The organism is Arcicella sp. LKC2W, from assembly GCF_034931005.1.
Lineage (GTDB): Bacteria > Bacteroidota > Bacteroidia > Cytophagales > Spirosomataceae > Arcicella.
Genome location: NZ_JAYGIN010000046.1, coordinates 1 through 20,766 on the forward strand (window position 1 = coordinate 1; position 20,766 = coordinate 20,766).

14 protein-coding genes are annotated in these 20,766 nt (G+C 35.6%); 11 read left to right on the forward strand and 3 right to left on the reverse strand.

Annotated elements, in window-relative coordinates; all coding sequences use genetic code 11:
• Positions 1–174 precede the first annotated feature (174 nt).
• Positions 175–1,605 carry an asparagine--tRNA ligase gene (asnS, locus tag VB796_RS23150; protein WP_323348976.1) on the reverse strand — a complete coding sequence of 477 codons (1,431 nt, stop codon included), beginning with the start codon at positions 1,603–1,605 and terminating at the stop codon, positions 175–177.
• Positions 1,606–2,007: 402 nt separating this feature from the next.
• On the opposite strand from asnS, the gene rpoN reads away from it, so the two are divergent.
• From rpoN to VB796_RS23165, 3 genes are all read left to right on the forward strand, one after another.
• Positions 2,008–3,471: an RNA polymerase factor sigma-54 gene (gene rpoN, locus VB796_RS23155; RefSeq protein ID WP_323348977.1), complete on the forward strand. Its 1,464-nt coding sequence runs from the start codon at positions 2,008–2,010 to the stop codon at positions 3,469–3,471.
• A 183-nt stretch (positions 3,472–3,654) separates the two neighbouring features.
• Complete coding sequence (locus VB796_RS23160) at positions 3,655–4,311, forward strand: hypothetical protein (RefSeq protein WP_323348978.1); 657 nt, start codon at positions 3,655–3,657, stop codon at positions 4,309–4,311.
• 29 nt (positions 4,312–4,340) lie between these two features.
• A complete protein-coding gene (locus VB796_RS23165) occupies positions 4,341–5,120 on the forward strand; it encodes an enoyl-CoA hydratase/isomerase family protein (RefSeq protein ID WP_323348979.1) in 780 nt (259 codons plus the stop codon).
• Here VB796_RS23165 and VB796_RS23170 read toward each other — a convergent pair.
• Together VB796_RS23170 and VB796_RS23175 are read right to left on the reverse strand one after the other, a co-directional pair.
• The gene (locus VB796_RS23170; protein WP_323348980.1) at positions 5,101–6,291 is read right to left on the reverse strand and encodes an MFS transporter; all 1,191 of its coding nucleotides are present in this window, start codon (positions 6,289–6,291) and stop codon (positions 5,101–5,103) included. The genes VB796_RS23165 and VB796_RS23170 overlap by 20 nt on opposite strands.
• A gap of 188 nt (positions 6,292–6,479) precedes the next feature.
• Positions 6,480–7,700 (reverse strand): hypothetical protein, encoded by a 1,221-nt coding sequence (locus VB796_RS23175; RefSeq protein ID WP_323348981.1) that lies wholly within the window; start codon positions 7,698–7,700, stop codon positions 6,480–6,482.
• 214 nt (positions 7,701–7,914) lie between these two features.
• Between VB796_RS23175 and bla the strand changes: the two genes are divergently transcribed.
• The 8 genes from bla (at position 7,915) to VB796_RS23215 (ending at position 20,603) form a co-directional block, all read left to right on the forward strand.
• Complete coding sequence (gene bla / locus VB796_RS23180; RefSeq protein ID WP_323348982.1) at positions 7,915–8,802, forward strand: class A beta-lactamase, subclass A2; 888 nt, start codon at positions 7,915–7,917, stop codon at positions 8,800–8,802.
• A gap of 373 nt (positions 8,803–9,175) precedes the next feature.
• Positions 9,176–11,038, forward strand: coding sequence for a DEAD/DEAH box helicase (locus tag VB796_RS23185; RefSeq protein WP_323348983.1), 1,863 nt, complete (start codon positions 9,176–9,178; stop codon positions 11,036–11,038).
• Positions 11,039–11,503: 465 nt separating this feature from the next.
• A complete protein-coding gene (locus VB796_RS23190) occupies positions 11,504–14,611 on the forward strand; it encodes a TonB-dependent receptor (RefSeq protein WP_323348984.1) in 3,108 nt (1,035 codons plus the stop codon).
• Between the two features lie 17 nt (positions 14,612–14,628).
• The gene (locus tag VB796_RS23195; protein ID WP_323348985.1) at positions 14,629–16,125 is read left to right on the forward strand and encodes a RagB/SusD family nutrient uptake outer membrane protein; all 1,497 of its coding nucleotides are present in this window, start codon (positions 14,629–14,631) and stop codon (positions 16,123–16,125) included.
• A 249-nt stretch (positions 16,126–16,374) separates the two neighbouring features.
• Positions 16,375–16,926: an alpha/beta hydrolase gene (locus VB796_RS23200; protein WP_323348986.1), complete on the forward strand. Its 552-nt coding sequence runs from the start codon at positions 16,375–16,377 to the stop codon at positions 16,924–16,926.
• Positions 16,927–17,259: 333 nt separating this feature from the next.
• The gene (locus VB796_RS23205) at positions 17,260–18,519 is read left to right on the forward strand and encodes a YeiH family protein (protein WP_323348987.1); all 1,260 of its coding nucleotides are present in this window, start codon (positions 17,260–17,262) and stop codon (positions 18,517–18,519) included.
• A gap of 226 nt (positions 18,520–18,745) precedes the next feature.
• The gene (locus tag VB796_RS23210) at positions 18,746–19,768 is read left to right on the forward strand and encodes an SPASM domain-containing protein (protein WP_323348988.1); all 1,023 of its coding nucleotides are present in this window, start codon (positions 18,746–18,748) and stop codon (positions 19,766–19,768) included.
• Positions 19,769–19,940: 172 nt separating this feature from the next.
• On the forward strand, positions 19,941–20,603 hold the full coding sequence (locus tag VB796_RS23215; protein ID WP_323348989.1) for a peptidoglycan DD-metalloendopeptidase family protein: 663 nt from the start codon (positions 19,941–19,943) through the stop codon (positions 20,601–20,603).
• Positions 20,604–20,766 lie beyond the last annotated feature (163 nt).

Below are 20,766 nucleotides of genomic sequence, written 5' to 3' on the forward strand. Positions count from 1 at the left end.
ATTTGACCCAAATTAACCGCTGACGGGGTGAAAAACCGCCGTCAGGGTCTTCTTCCGTAACCCTGACGGCGGTTTTTCACCCCGTCAGCGGTTTTGCATTAATAAGTATATAGTTCCGAAATTAAAATCTGTGAGAATCTGCTTAATCAGTATAATCTGTGGTCTAATCTAATATCAGAACTCAGCCGATTTAGGTGTTCTTGGGAAAGGAATTACGTCACGGATGTTACCCATACCCGTCACGAACATTACCAAACGCTCAAATCCGATACCGAAACCTGAGTGTGGGGCTGTTCCAAACTGACGAGTTTCTAAATACCACCAAATTGTTTCTTCGTGAATACCAACAGCTTTTGAACGCTCCAATAATTTTTCGTAATTGTCTTCACGCTGAGAACCTCCGATAATTTCTCCGATACCTGGAAAAAGTACGTCCATCGCACGAACTGTCTTTCCGTCATCATCCAATTTCATGTAAAACGCCTTAATATCTTTCGGGTAATTCGTCAAGATAACAGGTTTTTTGAAGTGCTTTTCTACCAAATAACGCTCATGTTCCGACTGCAAATCAATGCCCCACTCAACAGGATATTGGAATTTACCTTCTTTATGACGTTTTGAAGATAATAAAATCTGAATTGCCTCTGTATAAGTCAATTTAACATACTCATTATCAACAACAAACTTAAGTTTTTGGATTAAATCTAACTCAGAACGTTCATCTGCTTTTTTAGATTTTTCTTCGTCTTTCAAACGATTTTCTAAGAACGCCAAATCATCCGCACAATTCTCTAAAGCATAGTTAATTACGTATTTTGTAAAGTCTTCAGCTAAAGCCATATTGTCTTCCAATTCATAGAAAGCAACTTCTGGTTCAATCATCCAAAATTCTGCTAAGTGACGAGCCGTATTTGAGTTTTCAGCACGGAAAGTTGGTCCGAAAGTATAAATTTTAGACAAAGCCATTGCTCCTAATTCACCTTCCAATTGTCCAGAAACAGTCAAATTAGTTTCTTTTCCGAAGAAATCTTCTTTGTAATTAATCGTTCCGTCTTCGTTCAACGGTGGATTTTTAGGGTCAAGGGTTGACACTCTAAACATTTCACCAGCACCTTCCGCATCAGACCCCGTAATGATTGGTGTATGCAAATAGAAGAAACCATTGTCATTAAAATATTTATGAATGGCAAAAGCTAAAGTATGACGAATACGAAGAATCGCAGAAAAAGTGTTTGTACGAGGACGCAAGTGAGCAATCTCACGCAAAAATTCCAAACTATGTTTTTTAGGTTGAAGAGGGTATTTTTCAGGGTCAGCCGTTCCATAAACGGTTACTGATTTTACCTCAACTTCTACACGTTGTCCCGAACCTTTCGATTCAATCAAAGTACCTGTCACGGCAATACATGACCCCGTAGTGATAAGTTTGAGCGAGTCTTCGTCGATAATTCCTGGTTCTGCAACTGCTTGTATATTATGAATTACAGAGCCATCATTGATATTGATAAAAATTACATTCGGTTGTACCCGTTTCGTTCTTACCCAGCCTTTTACTGTTATTTCGCTACCAACGGCAGCCTCCGCTAAAATTTGTTTTATCTGCATTATTTAGAATATTATTTATCTTTTCAAAATTACCAACAATTCTCTCAAATACCGAATATCTGTAACTTTTTCCTCTTTTTTGCGTCAAAATTTTTGAAATTATTTCCCCTAAAATAATCCTTTTTTGTGTACTTGAAATAAGAGCGTTTTTAGCTCACTTTTAGCTAAAATTCAATAAAATGCAAAATATTTAACAAATGATAATTGCTTTTTATTTAATCTTAATTAATTGATTATTAGTTAGTTGTAAAATAATTTTATTAAATTTTAAAAAAGTATTGACAATGTGAATTTTAATTTCATAAATTTGGCAAGATATTTGTTAGAACGGTATTCAGATGTGTCTTGCACAAATACAATACCAACCTAAATTGTTCATCAGTACCTTACTGCCTTAGAATTATGCAAAAACTTTCCTTAAGTCAATCTATCCAGCAAAGACTATCTCCACAACAGATTCAGTTTATCAAGTTGTTGCAGATACCAACCTTTGAACTTGCCGCTCGTATTGAAGAAGAACTCGAAATCAATCCTGCTCTTGAGGAAGGTATGGAAATGGAAAATGACATCAAAGAACGTGATGAATATGATGACGATTTTGATGACTATGCCGATGAAGAATTTGGAGATTATAACGACCGTGATTTAGACATTGAGTCTTATCTTCATGATGATTATAGTGGTTATAAAATGCAAGGCGATGGCAATGGAGATGATGATGATAAAGAAATGCCAATTGCGATGATTTCATCTTTAACAGACCATCTTATTTCTCAATTGGGTTTTCTTCGTTTGGAAGAACAACAAGAAACAATCGGAAGACAACTGATTGGTTCAATTGAAACGGATGGTTATATCCGTCGTCCATTGCAAGCAGTTGTGAATGATTTAGCTTTTACACAAGGTGTTTATACAACGGTTGAGGATGTTGAGGTTGTGCTAAAACATATTCAGCATTTTGACCCACCAGGAATTGCAGCCCGTGATTTACAAGAATGTTTATTGTTGCAGTTGGACAGAAAAGACTTAGATGATTTAATTATCCAATACGCCATTAAAATCATTGAAGATAATTTCGACGAGTTTTCTAAAAAACATTACGATAAAATCCAGAAGCGTTTAGGCATTGATGATTCTTGCATGAAACAAGCCGTAAAAGCAATTACAAAATTAAATCCAAAGCCAGGTGCTGCCGAAGAAGATGGAACAATAATACAGTATCTTTTACCAGATTATTTATTGATGAATAATAACGGAAAATTAGAACTTTCGTTGAATTCAAAAAATGCTCCAGAATTGAGAGTAAGTCATTCTTTCCACGAAATGTTGGATACTTACGATAAATCTGATAAAAATAATCGTGTCATTAAAGAAACAGTTACGTTTATCAAGCAAAAATTGGATTCTGCTAAATGGTTTATTGATGCCATCAAACAACGTCAAAATACCTTATTGAGAACGATGAAAGCGATTTTGGACTATCAAAAAGAGTTTTTCTTGACAGGTGATGAAACAAAATTGAAACCAATGATTCTGAAAGATATTGCTACTCAAATTGAAATGGACATTTCAACGGTTTCAAGAGTTGCGAGCAGTAAATCAGTGCAAACAGAATTTGGTTTATATCCTTTAAAATACTTTTTCTCAGAAGGTATTGCAACAGATTCGGGTGAAGACGTTTCAAGTCGTGAAGTAAAAAATATCTTGAAAGAATTAATTGATAATGAGCCAAAGAAAAGCCCATTGTCAGACGATAAATTAGAAAAATATCTCAACGAAAAAGGTTATAACATCGCTCGTAGAACAGTGGCTAAATATCGAGAACAGTTAAATATTCCTGTGGCACGTTTGAGAAAACAGCTTTAGTCTTGGTTATTAGTGATTGGTTACTGGGTTATTAGAAAAATTACCAATGTTTATTTCAAAAATAAGTATTGGTAATTTTTTTTATGATTAAATTGTCAAATGAAATTCCTTACCGAGGAAACGTGTTATTTATAAGCCATACAAATTAACCGATAACCGATAACCAATAACCAATAACCGAATTTGAATACCCGATTAGCCCAAATACTTTCCGCATCGTTGCATCCTTTGTTGATGCCTACTATCATATTTGCTATTCTATTTTACATCGCTCCCGAGTGTATCCAAAACTTAGAGGAATTTAATGGCTCTGCAAAAGTGGGCATGATGAGCTTAAAAATGGGACTTTTATTGTTGATTTTCCTACAAACTTTTGTGCTACCCGTTTTTAGTATTTACGCTTTGCATCGTTTTGGTTTTGTGGGAGATTTACGCATGGAAACGTTGGCAGATAGACGAATTCCGTATTTAGTAACGGTGGCGATTTATACTTTTGTAGCCACTTTTTTTACGCTCAAACTCCATCAATTTCCTGAAGTCGCTTTGATAATCACGGGCATTGCTTTTTCAATCGGTGCAGTTGCCATTATTAGTTTGTATTGGAAAATATCAGCCCATGCCGTTGGAGCAAACGGAATGTTAGGGGCTTTGCTTGGTATTGCCATCAAATACGGAAACTACGACCTTTTTTATCCCATTTTAGCAGTTATTTTAGTAGTCGGTTTTTTGTTATCAGCACGCTTGCATCTTAATGCACACACACCGTCTCAAATAATTGCAGGGTCTATTTTAGGATTAGCGGTTAGTTTATCGGTTGTCCTTTTGATTGATTTTCTTTAAAATTTTCATATTCCATCAACAATCGAGATATGTTTAATCATTTACTTTATGAAATTAATGACGGTGTTTGTACCATTACGCTCAACCGTCCAGAGGTGTATAATGCACTCAGTCCAGCTTTAATCCAAGAAATTACACAGGCATTTACGCAAGCAGGAGAGGACTCCAATGTCCGAGTTGTCGTGCTTACAGGTTCGGGTGATAAAGCGTTTTCTTCGGGTGCAGATTTAAAAAATGGTTTAGGCGGTGCTACCAGTTTGGGCGAATCATTACGGAAAAATTATAATCCAATGATTTTATCAATCAGAAATTTAGCCAAACCTGTCATCTGTCGTTTGAATGGAATTGCGGCAGGAGCAGGTTGTTCATTAGCTTTAGCTTGTGATGTAATTATTGCTTCTGAAAGTGCCAAACTGTCACAGATATTTGTGAGCATCGGATTGATTATTGATGCAGGTTCTTCGTATTTTTTACCAAGATTAATTGGTTTACAAAAAGCCTTTGAGTTGGCATCTACAGGTAGAATTGTGGAGGCAAAGGAATGTTTGGAATTGGGTTTGGTCAATAAAGTCGTTTCGTCTTCTGAATTGGACATTGCGGTTGCTCAAACTGCCAAAATGTACGCTAAAGGTGCAACGCAAGCCATTGGATTAATCAAAAAGGTTTTGAACCAATCTTCTCATTCAACGTTAGACCAAATGTTAGAATTAGAGGCTCAAAACCAAGATATTGCAGGGAAAACCAACGACTTTGCAGAAGGTGTTACGGCATTTTTACAAAAGCGACCGACTAATTTTCAAGGGAATTAAGTTTTACAGATTCTCTGGAAATTACCCATAAATAGACCAAAGATACAAAGGATAAAAAGCCTGCGAAGTAGTAGGGAATAGCTATATTTTCTACTACGCCTTTGTACAAATATCCTGCAACCAAAGCTCCAATGCCAATACCCGCTTCGAGGGCAATGTAAGTCGTTGCAATAGCTCTTCCACGATAATCTTCATGCGATAAGTCAACCGTCCAAGCCATGAGCGTTGGCGTGTTGAATCCCCACGAAAATCCAAAAAGAATGGATGCCAACACAAATAACCAAACCGAATCAGCAAAAGCACACATGATCATGGATACAATCATAATAGCAGATGAAATCATCAAAATTGGAATACGTCCGTATTTGTCTGAACTCTTCGCAAAAAATAATCGAACCACTAAGGAAGAAATCGTATAAATGGTAAAAAATATTCCTTTGTTCGTTAAACCGACCAATTTAGTTTGGTCAGGAATAAGGGTCAACACCACACCCGAAGAAAAAGAAACGGTAAGCATTACTAAAAATGCAGGAAATACTCTTGGCTCAAAAACATCTGCCCAACCAATTTTTAATAATTTGAGTGAAAAAGGCTGTTTTTGTTCTTTGGGCAAGGTTTCTTTCATATTTAATAAAATCAAAATTGAAAAAAGAGCAAAAGCCGAAGAGGTAAAAAACATAAAATCAATCGAAGTCCAACCTACTAAATAACTACCAATAGTTGGTCCGAGCGACATTCCTGTTGCCGTAAAAATTCCCAACATTCCTTGTGCTTCACCACGTCTATCTTCTGGAATTATATCGGCTACATAAGCGGAGGTTGCGGTTGGTTTTGTTCCCGTAGAAAAACCATGAAAGAATCGAAGAAGTAAAAAACCGAAAACAGTATGTACAAATGGATAAATACCACTGCATATAAAACACACAATTGAACCAATTGCCATAATGGGAACACGCCCTACGGTATCAGTTAATTTTCCAGAAAATGGACGAGCCGCACCAGCCGTCAGGGTAAATAGAGCAATGATATATCCGATATATTCTTTTCCTCCCATGCCCTTCAAATAGTCAGGCAATTCAGGAATCATCATTTGAAAACTGGCAGAGAAAAGGAAGTTACTGACACATAGTAACCAAAATTGTGTGGTATAAATAGAAGAAGTTTTTCTCATGTGTAAAGATAGAATTTTCTACAAAACTACCGAATCACCAACTTTACAGACCTTTTATCAATGCTTTACTACTAAATCAATAATAAATATCAAAAACTTAATAATCTGTATCGTTTTGGTGTGAGTCATGTTTTAAAACAAATAAAAAAAGAGACGTGTTAGGTCTCTTTTTAATGTAAAGCATGATTTTACAAAATTTTATAAATATCAACCGAGTCAATTTTGTCTTTTAACTCTTTAATATTGATACTTGATTTGATAGCAGCGTCTTTTTTCTTCTTTTTCGCTCCTAAATCTTTCATTAAATCTTCATAAACCATTTGAGCAGGTTTTTCGCCAACGCCTTCAATGATGTTATTGGCTTTTGCCACGTTAATTGCCTGTTTTACTTGGTCGAAATAACGGTTTTCAAAGTCAAAATACTGGTCGTGAATACCGATGAAACGGTTACAAAGACTTTGAACGTAGTCTAAATTATTATTTACATGGCGAATATCTAACTCCATCTGAAGCATCTCCCCTAAATTAGTTTTACCATCTTTAGAAGAATATTTACTTTCAATTTCATTAATTCTTTTCTTCATAAAATCAGTAGAAAACTCGCCAATCATATAATTGAAATAATCATCAAGGGCTTCGTCTCCACGCATATCACGGGGATTGTAACCAATTTTTTGAGCATCTTTTTTGAATTTTTCTAATAAATCCAACTGCAAAGCCTCTAACATCGTAACGGTTTGTCCGCTTGAATTGGTATTTAATAAATTGGCTTTATCAAGCATATTATAGAACCCCGTGTAGCGTTGAAGCTCTTTTTCAAAATCCTTGATTTTATCAAAATTCACCTTTTTGTCTTGCATACCTGCGGCATAAGCAACGTTTACTGCAGCCGTTGAAAGATTCACCGCTTGCGAAGCATACGGAATTAAGCCTACTATTGGGCTGTCTTTCAAGCTTTTAAGTACGCCCATGAAACGTTCATTTTTTTGTTTTTTACTAAAAATAGCTTTGTTTTGAGCCGTTTTTAATATTACGTCTTCAAAAGAAAATCCTAATGGACCTTTTTCAACGGAACTCAATTTTTTGATATAACCTTGATAATCTTGATTGATAACTTGAGATTTTAGGTCAATAATATCATCACTCAGAATTTTATAAACTTCTGAGCTTTTTACCAAGTTTGTTTTGATTTTCTCCCACTTGGTTCTGTCGCTAAGTGATTGATTTTTAGATATATCAGTTAATGAATGACTTTGGATTTCAAGACGACTTTTAAGATTCTCATTTTCACTTTGGAGTTTTCCGAGTGTTCCCTGTATATTAATAATAAGAGAATCAGAATAGATTTGACCAAATGATGCAAGTGATGTACTAAATAAGAATAAGAAAATGACAAATAGTTTTTTCATGGAATAATACAAAGAGTTTATAGTCAAAACGTATGGTGTTGATGAATTATTGATTAAAGTTTGAATAATTTTCTTAAAACCCTGTCCCTTTTTGAATTGTATTTCCTAAATTCTTCATTTTTTGCAATTTTATCTTGGAAAAGCAACGTTTAATGCGGTAATATTCTTATAATTTTATCTTTCAAATATTCATTTAAACAAACGTCAAAATTCCATGAAAAAAAACTTATTATTTTGGATTATTATACTTCAATGCAAAGCGATTTCATTTTCTCAAAATACAATTTTAAGAGATAAAATTACTTCAATCATCAATGCTAAAAATGCAAAAGTTGGCGTGAGTATCTTAGATTTATCAAACGGAGATACCTTAACGGTCAATAAAACTCACCATTTCCCAATGCAAAGTGTCTATAAATTTCATTTGGCTTTGGCTGTTTTAGACCAAGTTGATAAAGGAAAGTTTTCGCTGAATCAGAATATTCTTGTCAAAAAATCAGATTTGTTACCCAATTTATACAGTCCAATGCGAGAGAAGTATCCAGAAGGAAATGTAAATCTTCCATTGAGTGAAATCTTAAAATATACAGTTGCTCAAAGTGATAATAGTGGCTGTGACCTATTATTTAGACTTCTTGGAGGGCCGCAAAAAGTGAATAATTACATTCATAAAATTGGGGTGAAAGAGGTTAATATTGTTGCTCCAGAAGAAGAAATGCAGAAAGATTGGCAAGTACAATATGCCAATTGGAGTACACCCATAGCCGCAACTCAATTATTGCAAAAGTTTTATCAGACGAAAATTCTATCTAAAAATAGCCAAGATTTTCTTTGGAAGACGATGGTTGAAACAACGACTGGACCTAATAAAATCAGAGGATTATTACCAAAAGAAACAGTAGTTGCTCATAAAACAGGATTTTCTGGGAAGAATGATGTAGGATTAACAGGAGCAACTAATGATATTGGAATCATCATTTTGCCCAATGGTCAAAAATTAGCCATAGCCTTATTTGTCTCCAATTCTACCGAAACAGAAATCACCAACGACCGCATCATTGCGGAGATTACGAAGGTTGTTTGGGATTATTATGTTTTTTAAAAGTCCTTAAATAAATCTTCTTTTCTAAAAATAATCCAAATAAATTTGCGAATACAAAAGATTAGCGTACCTTTGTGGAAAATTAGTACAAAAACAACATCCGCACGTCTCTGTGTTCGCTTCGTTGGCACGAAGCACTTCTTCTAAGAGTGGTTTTGTTTAGAGTTTAAAGTTCAGTTGGAAAATCAACTTATAATTTATAACTCATAACTCATAACTCCTCCAGTCGGTCTCCCAGAGCTTTAACGGATGTTCGGGCATCATTAAAGCAATTATTACAAATCAATTTAAAAAATTAGTCGCAACAACGAATGAAGCATCATGCCGATGCCTTAATTATTCTTCGTGTCGTTAGATGTGGCGAGAGAAAATCATGAGTGAAATCGTAAGATTAAGATTTGACGAACTTCCCGTGTCGGAAGATATTAAAAAAGCCGTATTGGATATGGGCTTTGAAACTGCTTCTCCTATCCAGTCGGAAGCTATCCCTTATTTATTAGAAGGTCGTGACGTTATTGGACAAGCCCAAACTGGTACTGGTAAAACAGCCGCATTTGGTATTCCAATGGTTGATAAAGTTATCCCTTTCGAAAAATATGTGCAAGGTTTGGTACTTTGCCCAACCCGTGAATTGGCTGTACAAGTAACTGAGGAAATAAAAAAATTATCAAAGTATAAAAAAGGTGTTTGGGTTACTACTGTTTATGGTGGAGATTCAATTGACCGTCAAATTAAATCGTTGAAATCAGGTGCAAATATCGTTGTGGGTACTCCAGGACGTGTTATTGACTTGATTGAAAGACGTGCTTTGAAATTAGAAAATGTAAAAATGGCAGTGCTTGATGAAGCTGACGAAATGCTCGATATGGGCTTCCGTGATGACATCGAAAGCATTTTGCAAGAAACTAACGAAGACCGTCAAACGGTATTCTTCTCGGCAACGATGTCTAAGCCTATTATGGCATTGACTTCTCGTTACCAAAATGACCCTAAATTAGTGAAAGTAGTGAAAAACGAAATTACTAATGCCAACATCGAACAATTATACTTTGATGTTAAAGGTAAGGCGAAAATGGAAGTAATGACTCGTTTAATGGATTTCTATGGTGTGAAATTGGCTTTGGTATTCTGTAACCAGAAGAAAAAAGTTGACGAAGTTGTAGAAGAATTATTATTACGTGGATATACTGCTGAAGGTTTACACGGAGACTTACGCCAAGCTCAACGTACTAACGTTATGGCTAAATTCCGCTCGGGTTTAGTAAGCGTTTTAGTGGCTACTGACGTTGCTGCTCGTGGAATTGACGTAAATGATGTGGATGCTGTATTTAATTATGACATTCCTTTAGACGAAGAATATTATGTACACCGTATCGGTCGTACTGGTCGTGCTGGAAAATCTGGTAAAGCTTACACTTTAGTAGTTGGTGCAGAACGTAACCGTTTAAGAGACATCATGAATTATACCAAAGTTAAAATTGACAAAGGTGTTATTCCATCATTCTCTGATGTAGTTGGTGTGAAAAAAGGAATGTTTATCGAAAGAGTTCAAAATGCTATTCAAGAAGATGATTTAGCTCTTTTTGGTGATGTTTATGGTTCATTGACACACGCAGGTTTCTCTAACGAACAAATTGTTGCTGCCTTAGTTAAAATGACGATGGGTGTTGCGAAAAACGAATTTGCTGACGAAAACTTAGAAGGCGAAAACGACCGTAACCGTAGAAATGATTCACGTGGTAACGACCGTTTTGCAAGCCGTGATTCACGTGGTGGTGACCGTTTTGGAAATCGTGATGCTCGTGGTGGTGACCGTAGAGAAGGTGGACGTTTCGACCGTAATGATACTCGTGGTGGTGACCGCAGAGAAGGTGGTAGTCGTTTCGACCGCAATGATTCTCGTGCTGCTGCTCCTCGTACAGGCGACCGTCAACGTTCATTTGAAGACCGTGGCCCACGTACTGATAAAGCTGGAAAACCATACCGTCAGGATGCTAACATGGTAAGAATGTTTGTAAACATCGGTTTTGATGAGAAAATTTCTCCTGCTAACATCGTAGGTGCATTTGCGGGTGAGTCTGGAATTCCAGGAAACACATTAGGGCAAATCAATATTTTTGATAAATATACATTTGTTGATGTTCCAACGGAATATGCAACTACTGTATTAAATAGAATGGAAGGTGCTTCTATCAAAGGAAAGCGTGTGAATGTTGAAATTGCTAAACCAGCATAATTAACGTATTCTTATAATACTTTTAAAAGGTCAGTATGTTCAACATACTGACCTTTTTTATTTGCCCAAAATAGTATTTTTCTTATTATACTCAAATGATTGAATGATGAAAATCTTATTATTTTGAGTATTAATACTTGTATTCATTAAAAAACTTTTAAAAATACAAGAAAGGAGAAAATGTATTTTTAGTGATGATTGAGATTCTACAATGGCTATTGTGCTTTGATATAAAATGAGCAGGAGTGTATTCCCTTTAAATGTAAGTTGTTTATAAAATAATGAGAATAAATAATAGGATTTTTTCTGTATAGGTATTTCTAATTACGTGTAGGTAAAGTATTTGTTAAAACAATTGTTGGTATATACTTTTACCAAATGATGCTGTAAAATAATAATCATATAAGGCGTAATTGAGCATCAAATATTCAAGCATTTTATCAACAACTTAAAACATTTTATTGCATGAAGAAGAAATTTTTACTTACCATGCTGTTAGTCTTTAGTGTGAGTATATTGTTTGCTCAAAAGAAGATTACAGGAAAAGTTACTACGTCGGATACTGGGTCTGAGTTGCCCGGAGTAAATGTCTCGGTGAAAGGTTCTACTCGTGGAACTACGACAAATGCAAATGGTCAATTTTCAATAGATGTTTCTCCAAACGAATCTTTATTGTTCACTTTCGTTGGCTTTAAACCAACTTCTGTAAAGGTTGGAAATGTAACAACAATCAATGTTCAATTGGATTCTGATATTTCAGAACTTACCGAAGTAGTTGTGGTTGGTTATGGTACGCAGAGTAAGAAAGTAATTACTGGAGCGGTAACGTCTGTTTCGGGTAAAGACCTTGCTACTCAGCCACTACAATCCTTTGACCAAGGTTTGCAAGGACGTGTTTCAGGGGTGAATATTACAACTCCCAACGGAGTTTTGAATAATGCTCCTGTTATTCGGGTAAGAGGTACATCTTCAATCAACCAAAGTTCATCTCCTTTAATTGTTATCGACGGAATGCCAATCAATTCGGGCGATGTTTCGTCGGGTGGTTTTACGGTAAATAACCCACTTGGAGATATTAACCCTTCGGATATTGAATCGGTTGAAATCTTGAAAGATGCTTCGGCAACTGCCATTTATGGTTCAAGAGCTGCGGCAGGTGTTATGTTGATTACCACTAAAAAAGGAAAAGATGGTAAAGCAAAATTGAGTTATGAAACTTGGATTGGTTCTACCGAAACATTCAGAAGATTCGATATGTTAAATGCCGAGCAGTTTATGTTAGTGAAAAACGAAGCAGCAAAAAATGCAGGATTAGCAGACCAATTTTTCCCGTCTTTTAACGCTGATGGTAGTACCGTGAATACCAATTGGTATGATTATGTGTATCGTAAAGGGTTTTCTCAAAGCCACAATTTAAACTTGAATGGCGGTACTAAAGATACAAAATATTCATTTTCAGTTGGTTATACAGACCAAGCTGGTATGATTAAGAAAAATTCATTCAGCCGTATGACGGGACGTATGAATGTGTCTCACCGTTTGAACGATGTTATTACTATCGGGTCGAATCTTACTTATGCAAACAGTTTTAACCAATCTCCAAATACAGGTTCAACGGGTGCATTCTCAACGGGTGGTTTAGGGCGTTTGCCATTGGTATTAGCACCCAACCTTGCACCATACAACGCTGATGGGTCGTATAATATCAATAAGGCAGGAAATAATATGGGTTTGGGTAACAACAAACAAGGACCTGGTGGATATTATAATCCATTGCCAGATTTAGATTTAAGTAAATTTACTTCTGAAAATGCTCACTTGATTGCTACTGTTTTTGCCGATGTGAAGCTGTACGATGGCTTGATTTTTAGAACTTCTTACGGAATGGATAATACGCAGGTTGAGGATATTGCATTCAGTAATCCAGTTCACGGAGAAGCAGGAGGAAGCAATGGAGCTGCTACCAATTATTATACAAATATTAAACAATGGAACTGGCAAAATTATCTGACGTATGATTTCAATCTTGGTAAGAACAATGTTACGATTGTAGCTGGAACTGAGTCTCAGAAATTTACGATTAATCGTTGGGGAGCTTCTCGAAATAATGTTTCTGACCCATTCTTTACCAGTTTTCAAGGTAGTTTTGTCAACAACGTAGCTGGTGGAAGTAACTATCAAACTCAAAATGGTTTAATGTCTTATTTCGGACGCTTCAACTATGATTTTGATAAGAAATATATCGCTTCATTTACGCTACGTCGTGATGGTTATTCAGCTTATGCAGTTGGTAACAAATGGGGTAATTTTCCAGGTGCTTCTTTAGGATGGCGTTTGTCGGAAGAAAACTTTTGGAAAAATTCTGCTATTGGAAAAACAGTGAATGAGTTTAAGTTACGTACAAGCTGGGGTCGTGTAGGAAATACAGGTGTGAGTGATTTTGCTTCATTAAGTTTATTTGGTTCTGGTTTATACGGTTCAACGCCAACTTGGGTATTTACACAAGCTGGAAATCCTAATTTGAGATGGGAGCAAAGTACAAAATTGGATATTGGTTTAAGTTACGGATTATTTAATGATAGAATTTCGGGAGAAATTAACTATTATAAAAATGATATTTCTGACTTAGTATTGGCAGAACCACAAGCTCCATCTCGTGGTGTACCTAATAATTCAATTAATACAAACGTTGGTTCAATGATTAACCAAGGTTGGGAATTTACATTGAATGCTTTGGTACTTGACAAAAAGGACTTTACATGGAATGCCAACTTTAATATCTCAACAAACTCAAATGAAGTGATTGCTTTGGCAAACAATAATGCTGATATTATTGCTTCAACGGGTGGTCTTGAAAGCTCAAATATCGTACGTGTCGGTTATCCAGTGGGTAGTGTTTTTGTAGTAGAAACCAGAGGGGTAAACCCTACGAATGGACAGCGTATTTTTGTGAATGCAGCAGGCAGAGAGGTTCAATATTCTCATCCAGGCAAATGGACGTATGTTGCTGATGGAACTACTGCTCCTCAAATTACAGGTTCAGACCGTAAAGTATGGGGAACTGCTTTCCCAACATTCTTCGGAGGTTTAGATAATACCTTCAAATATAAAGCTTTCGACTTTGGTGTATTCTTGCAATTTTCGGGTGGAAACTACATTTATAACGGTACCAAAGCGGGTCTGCGTGACCAACGTGCTTGGAATAATCATACTGATATTCTTAATCGTTGGCAAAAAGAAGGTGATGTTACCAATATCCCTCGTTTAGTTTTTGGAGATAATATCTCAAACGGCTCATCAACACCAATTTCTGAAAACGTAGAAAAGGGAGATTTTATCCGTATGCGTAATATTTCATTGGGTTATACTTTCAAAAAAGGATTATTAGAAAAAGCGAAAATTTCAAGTTTAAGGCTATACGCACAAGTACAAAACGCCTTTATCATTACGGGTTATACTGGTGCTGACCCTGAAATTTCAACAAACCGTAATTCAAATATTGCTCCTGGAGTTGACCGTAACTCTACTCCGCAAGCTCGTACTTATACGGCTGGATTATCTGTTAACTTCTAATTTTAAATTGATTCAAGATGAAAAAAAATATAAATATTGACTTTTTCAAAGTTAAAAAAGCCCTCAAATTAACGATGATTTCGGTCATCACTCTGACAGCGGCAGCTTCTTGTGATGAGAACAGTTTGTTAGAACCATCACCAATTACGTCACTTTCGGATTTAGATGCCTTTTCTACTGCTGACCGTATTTTGGCACAAGTAAACGGATTATATTCAAGTACCAAAGCTGGGCAATTGTTCGGAGGTCGCTATTATGTTTATAATGATGTTCGTGGAGAAGAATTCTTAAACGTAACTTCAAATACTGTAACAGCATTACAAACTTGGAATCATACCAATAACTCATCGTCAAATGAGCCTACCAATATGTGGAATGCTGCCTTTTTGGCAATCAACCGTTCTAATTTATTTTCTGAAGGTTTAGACAAAAATGCGAGTGTTGTTGATGCCACTTTGGCAACTCAATATAAAGCAGAAGCTCGTTTTTTAAGAGCCTTGATTTATTATGCTTTGGTAAACACTTATGCTCAGCCTTATGCAAAAGACGGTGGTGCAAGTTTGGGAGTACCGCTTCGTTTGACTGGTGAGGTTGGAAGTGGCAATAATAATTTAAAAAGAAGTACAGTAGCAGAGGTTTACGCTCAAATTATTACGGATTTGAACTTTGCCGAACAAAATTTGCCATCAACATATTCGACGGCTGCTTTGAATACTACGAGAGCTCATAAAAACAGTGCTATTGCTCTAAAAATACGTGCTTATTTAACAATGGGCAAATGGAGTGACGTGGTTACGGAGGCTAATAAAATTGTATCGACTTCTGCACCATTCAAAGCGAGTACAGGTGTAGCTAATGCTTTACAGACTTCAGTGGCTTCCGTTTTTGCCGCACCGTACACAACGGTTGAATCAATTTTTTCTTTTCCAATGGGAGACAATGATTTACCAGGTACACAAAATGGTTTAGCGAGTTATTATTTACCTTTAATTGGTATTGGTGATTTCTCATTGAACCCTTCTGGAATTGTTGGAAATGCTGCTTTTATGGCAACAGATGCACGCCGTACTAATTTTGTGAAAAATGACTTTGCAAGTGATGCAGGTCGTATCCGTTTGAATAAATATCCAACTGGACCTGTTCACAAAGATTTTGTTCCTGTTTTGCGTTATGCAGAAGTGTTGTTGAATCTTGCCGAAGCAAAAGCAAAATTAGCAGGAACAACCGTTGATGCCTCAGCTTTAGCTTTATTAAATGCCGTTAGAGGTCGTTCGACTACTGCTTATGGAGCAACAACTTTTGCCACGGGAGCAGAATTAGTTAGTGCCATTTTGACTGAAAGAAGAATAGAGTTTTTGGGTGAAGGTCTTCGTTCTATTGACTTGCAACGTAATGGTTTAGCATTACCTGCAAAGGCAAATATTGCGGCAATTCCAGTAACTTCACCTGCTTATATTTGGCCAATTCCACAGTCAGAAATTAATGTTAATAAAGACTGTGTTCCAAATCCATAATTCAGAGATTATTGTATTGAGTACCATAAAAAATGCTAACTGTTTATCGGTTAGCATTTTTTATGGTACTCAAAAATTGAATGTGATATTACCAATTTATTATGCTAAAATTAGAAGTTTTTTAAAGTTAAAAACCATAAAATTTCAAATACTCTTGTATGTTTATAGATTAAGTATAATATTTGCAATGATTAAAATCTATCAAAATGATAGACTTATAATTGGTTACGAATAACACTTTGTCAAATTATGAATAGAATAGAGCAAGTAAATTTTCTTGTCGTTCCAGGATTAGGAAGTTCTGGAATTAATCATTGGCAAACACTTTGGGAAAAACAATATCCTCATAATTTCAAAAGAGTTGAGCAGGATAGTTGGGACTTGCCCGTGTGTGATGCTTGGATAAAGAAATTGTCTGAAGAAATAAATAAACTCACCAAACCAACTTATTTGGTAGCTCATAGTTTGGGTTGTTTAACGGTTGTTCATTGGGCAAATAATTTTTCATCAGAAAAAATTAAAGGAGCATTTTTAGTAGCACCTGCTGACGCTGAATCATCGAGAAGATTGAGTTTTTTAGAGGGATTTAACCCAATACCAAGAGTGAAATTACCCTTTGAAAGTATTGTTATCGCAAGTACAACAGACCAATATGCAACCATTGAGCGTTCTGCTGAATTTGCGAATGCTTGGGGAAGTCAATTGATAAATATTGGTAAAAAAGGGCATATCAATGCTAATTCAAATATTGGTCATTGGGAGGAAGGACAACATTTACTGAACAATTTTATAACACCTTAATACACTGTTTAATAAGTTTTCTGAATAATTTTTATCCTAAAATGTTTGATTAGGGGACTTCCCGAAAGTAGAAATAATTTATTAGCCAGTGTACTTAAGCACATAGTTTTTTGAATTTTTAGTAATATGGTTTTGTTTGAATTGTATATCCTTTACCTGCTTGGGTGAAGGATATTTTTGTGGAAATACAACTTGCATTATGGTCAACTGGAATAGTTGAGCTATAATTGAAAAACATACAGAACCGCTATGAAAGCTTTACGTGTTTCGTTAATTTTCCACTTTTAAAGTTTGTTATCTTTCATAAATTCGTAAACCCCTAAAATAATCACTATGTCAAATCAAAAATCAACATTTACCCTAACCGAAGACTGGACAGTTGTCGTTTATGGTTTTCTGATTATCTTCTTATCGCTGATTGGCTTAAAAATTCCGAACCCAAGTTTTGGTTGGAAAGATTCTGCTGAATTATTTGAAAAAGTATTGACTTTAAGCAATTTAACGACCATTTTGTCTTTATTTCTAATCGTTTATGGCGTAGCAATTTTAGCCACAAAAACTTTGGGAAAGGATGTTTTAGCCACAATAAAAGGTTTTCCAATTGTTTACCTTCTCACTACTTTTGCACTCATTTTGGCAGGAAATGCTTTTTTGAAAAATTGGAATCTTGAAGCCGTAATTTTTAGTCTTTCTATTGGGTTAATCATCAGTAACTTTTTAACCGTTCCAACTTGGCTAAAAGATTCATTATCAACTGAATTGTTCGTAAAAATTGGCTTGGTAATTTTAGGAACAAGCGTAATTTTTGGAGATATTCTCAAAGCGGGTTCATTAGGATTAATACAGGCGTTATTAGTCGTGGTATCGGTTTGGTACTTTGCTTTTTGGATAGCTAAAAGAATGGGCGTTGATGAAGAAATGGCAATTATGCTTTCGAGTGCGGTGTCAATTTGTGGCGTTTCGGCAGCCATAGCCACTTCAGGAGCAATAAAAGGAGATTCTAAAAAACTATCTTATGTTATTTCATTGGTGTTAATTACGGCAATTCCGATGATTATTTTTATGCCTTTCATTGCAAAAGCTTTAAATCTTTCGGAAGAAGTTACGGGTGCGTGGTTGGGTGGAACAATTGATACGACAGGAGCCGTAATTGCTTCAGGAACTTTGGTAGGAGAGACGGCTTTGAAAATTAGCACGATTGTGAAATTCTCGCAAAATGTACTTTTAGGCTTGGCTGCTTTTGCCATTTCGGTTTATTGGACTTACACTAATAATCAATCAGAAACAGTTAAGGAGTCGAAACCAACCATGGGTATTATTTGGGAGCGTTTCCCAAAATTCGTAATTGGTTTTATTGCAGCTTCACTACTGTTTTCATTTTTTATTTCTTCCGAAACAATCAACGAAGTAAAAGGAGGTCTAAAATCGTTACAAGGACTTTGGTTTGCTCTGGCTTTCACCAGTATTGGACTTGAAACTAAGTTTTCAGATTTATTTAATGCAGAAGGGAAAAAGCCACTTTATGTATTTTTGATTGCTCAAACTTTCAATGTATTTATTACCCTTGCCATTGCGTATTTGTTGTTTGATTGATATTTTTTAGGCTTTTGAAACATAGTCAGGCTTGAAAAATTAGTTTTAAATTAACTAAGGAACTCCTCCAACAACTAAATCCAAACATAGGAACGGTCAGCACTACTGATTGATAATTAGGTTTTTACATGAGTAAGTATTGATAAATCACAAATTCATAAATTGTATAATTTGCCTTTTCGGGGCTTTAAAGGTATCTTGCAATTAAATTTTTACTGAAAATTAGATGAATAAAAACTTTACTGATGGACTCAATTTTGCCTCCAAACTTACTTTAAAACGTATTTGGAATGGCTTGAAAGTGGTATCCAGTTTTTATAATTCTAAGACTCTTGGCAAACCAACACAATGGGGATTGCCATTCAGTATTTCTTTTGAACCCACCACTTCATGTAATTTACGTTGTCCCGAATGTCCAAGTGGCTTGCGTTCATTTACTCGACCAACGGGAATGTTGGAAGGAGATTTATTCAAAAGAACGATTGATGAACTTTCAGATACGTTGTTGTATTTAATTTTTTATTTTCAAGGTGAGCCTTATTTACACCCACAATTTTTGGATTTGGTAGGATATGCCGCTAAGAAGAAAATTTATACAGCTACATCCACAAATGCCCATTATTTGACAGATGCCAACGCCAAAAAAACCGTAGAGTCTGGTTTGGATAGATTAATTATTTCGATTGATGGGACAACCCAAGAAACTTACGAACAGTATAGAATTGGGGGTAAATTAGAAAAGGTAATTGAAGGGACTCGTAATATTTTGAAGTGGAAAAAAGAATTAAAATCAAGTACGCCACACGTAGTTTTTCAGTTTTTGGTGGTTAGACCCAACGAACATCAAATAGCCGAAGTACAACAATTAGCCAAAGATTTAGGTGTAGATGAAGTTGGTTTGAAAACTGCTCAAATTTATGATTATGAACAAGGTTCAGATTTAATACCGACCATCGAAAAATACACACGGTATCGTAAACAATTGGACGGAACGTACAAAATCAAGAATAGATTTATCAATCATTGTTGGAAAATGTGGCACTCTTGTGTCATTACTTGGGATGGTTTGGTTGTTCCTTGTTGTTTCGATAAAGATGCTCATTACCGAATGGGAGACATGAAAACCCAGACTTTCAAAGAGTTATGGTTTGGGAAATCTTATCAAAATTTTAGAAAAACGCTCATTCGTTCCCGTTCCGAAATTGAAATGTGTAAAAACTGTACGGAGGGAACGCAAGTTTGGGCTTAACAATAGCACGCAGATTCGACTTGCCGTCCGCCTTGATGCTTTGCAACGCAGATTTAAGATGGATTTTTTATTTCCAATCATTTAAAAAAGGATAAAAAACAAAAATATTCTATAAAATCTGTGAAAATCTGCGTTGCGAAGTATCTGCCTCATCTGCGTGCCAATACTTATTATGAAAACAGAAATATTAAAAAGACATCAATTTCATCCCGTAGTTCCTTTTGATTTGACAAAGCAAAACGTCTATAACATCGACCTGACTGAAAATAATACCGACCTTCACGAAATTGATTTGACCAATACTGAAATATTCAATGAATATGTATTTCGTAAAATAAAGGAAGCTAACGCCGTCTGTGCAATTGGTGGTTACCTCGAAAATCGTTATATTTATCGTAGAAGTGAACATTTTCAACAAACTGAAGAACCTCGTTCTATACATTTAGGCGTAGATATTTGGGCAGAAGCTGGAACGCCTGTGTACGCACCTATGAAAGGAATTGTTCATAGTTTTGCTAATAATGACAACTTTGGGGATTATGGACCAACCATTATTTTAGAACATATTTTGGAAGGTGAGACTTTTTACACGCTTTACGGACATTTGAATTTAGAATGTTTAGAAGGACTTTACGAAGGGAAAAATATTGAAGCTGGAGATAAAATAGCTGAATTTGGTAATTTCCCCATCAATGGAAATTGGCCTCCTCATCTTCACTTTCAAGTAATGACAGATATGTTAGGCAAAAAAGGTGATTTTCCTGGTGTTTGTGAACCTTCTAAACAAGATGAATTTGCTGAAATATGTTTAGATGCCAATTTGATTTTAATGTAACACAGGTTTTAACCTGTAATCAAGTAACACAGGTTTTAACCTGTTGTCCCGTCCTGAAATAAGTTGACCAAATTTTGAACTTAAAACGTATCAAAAGATGGACAAAACCAAGAACACTGGGCAAAAATTTATTCGCTATTTCAGCGAAGAATTCAAACGGCAG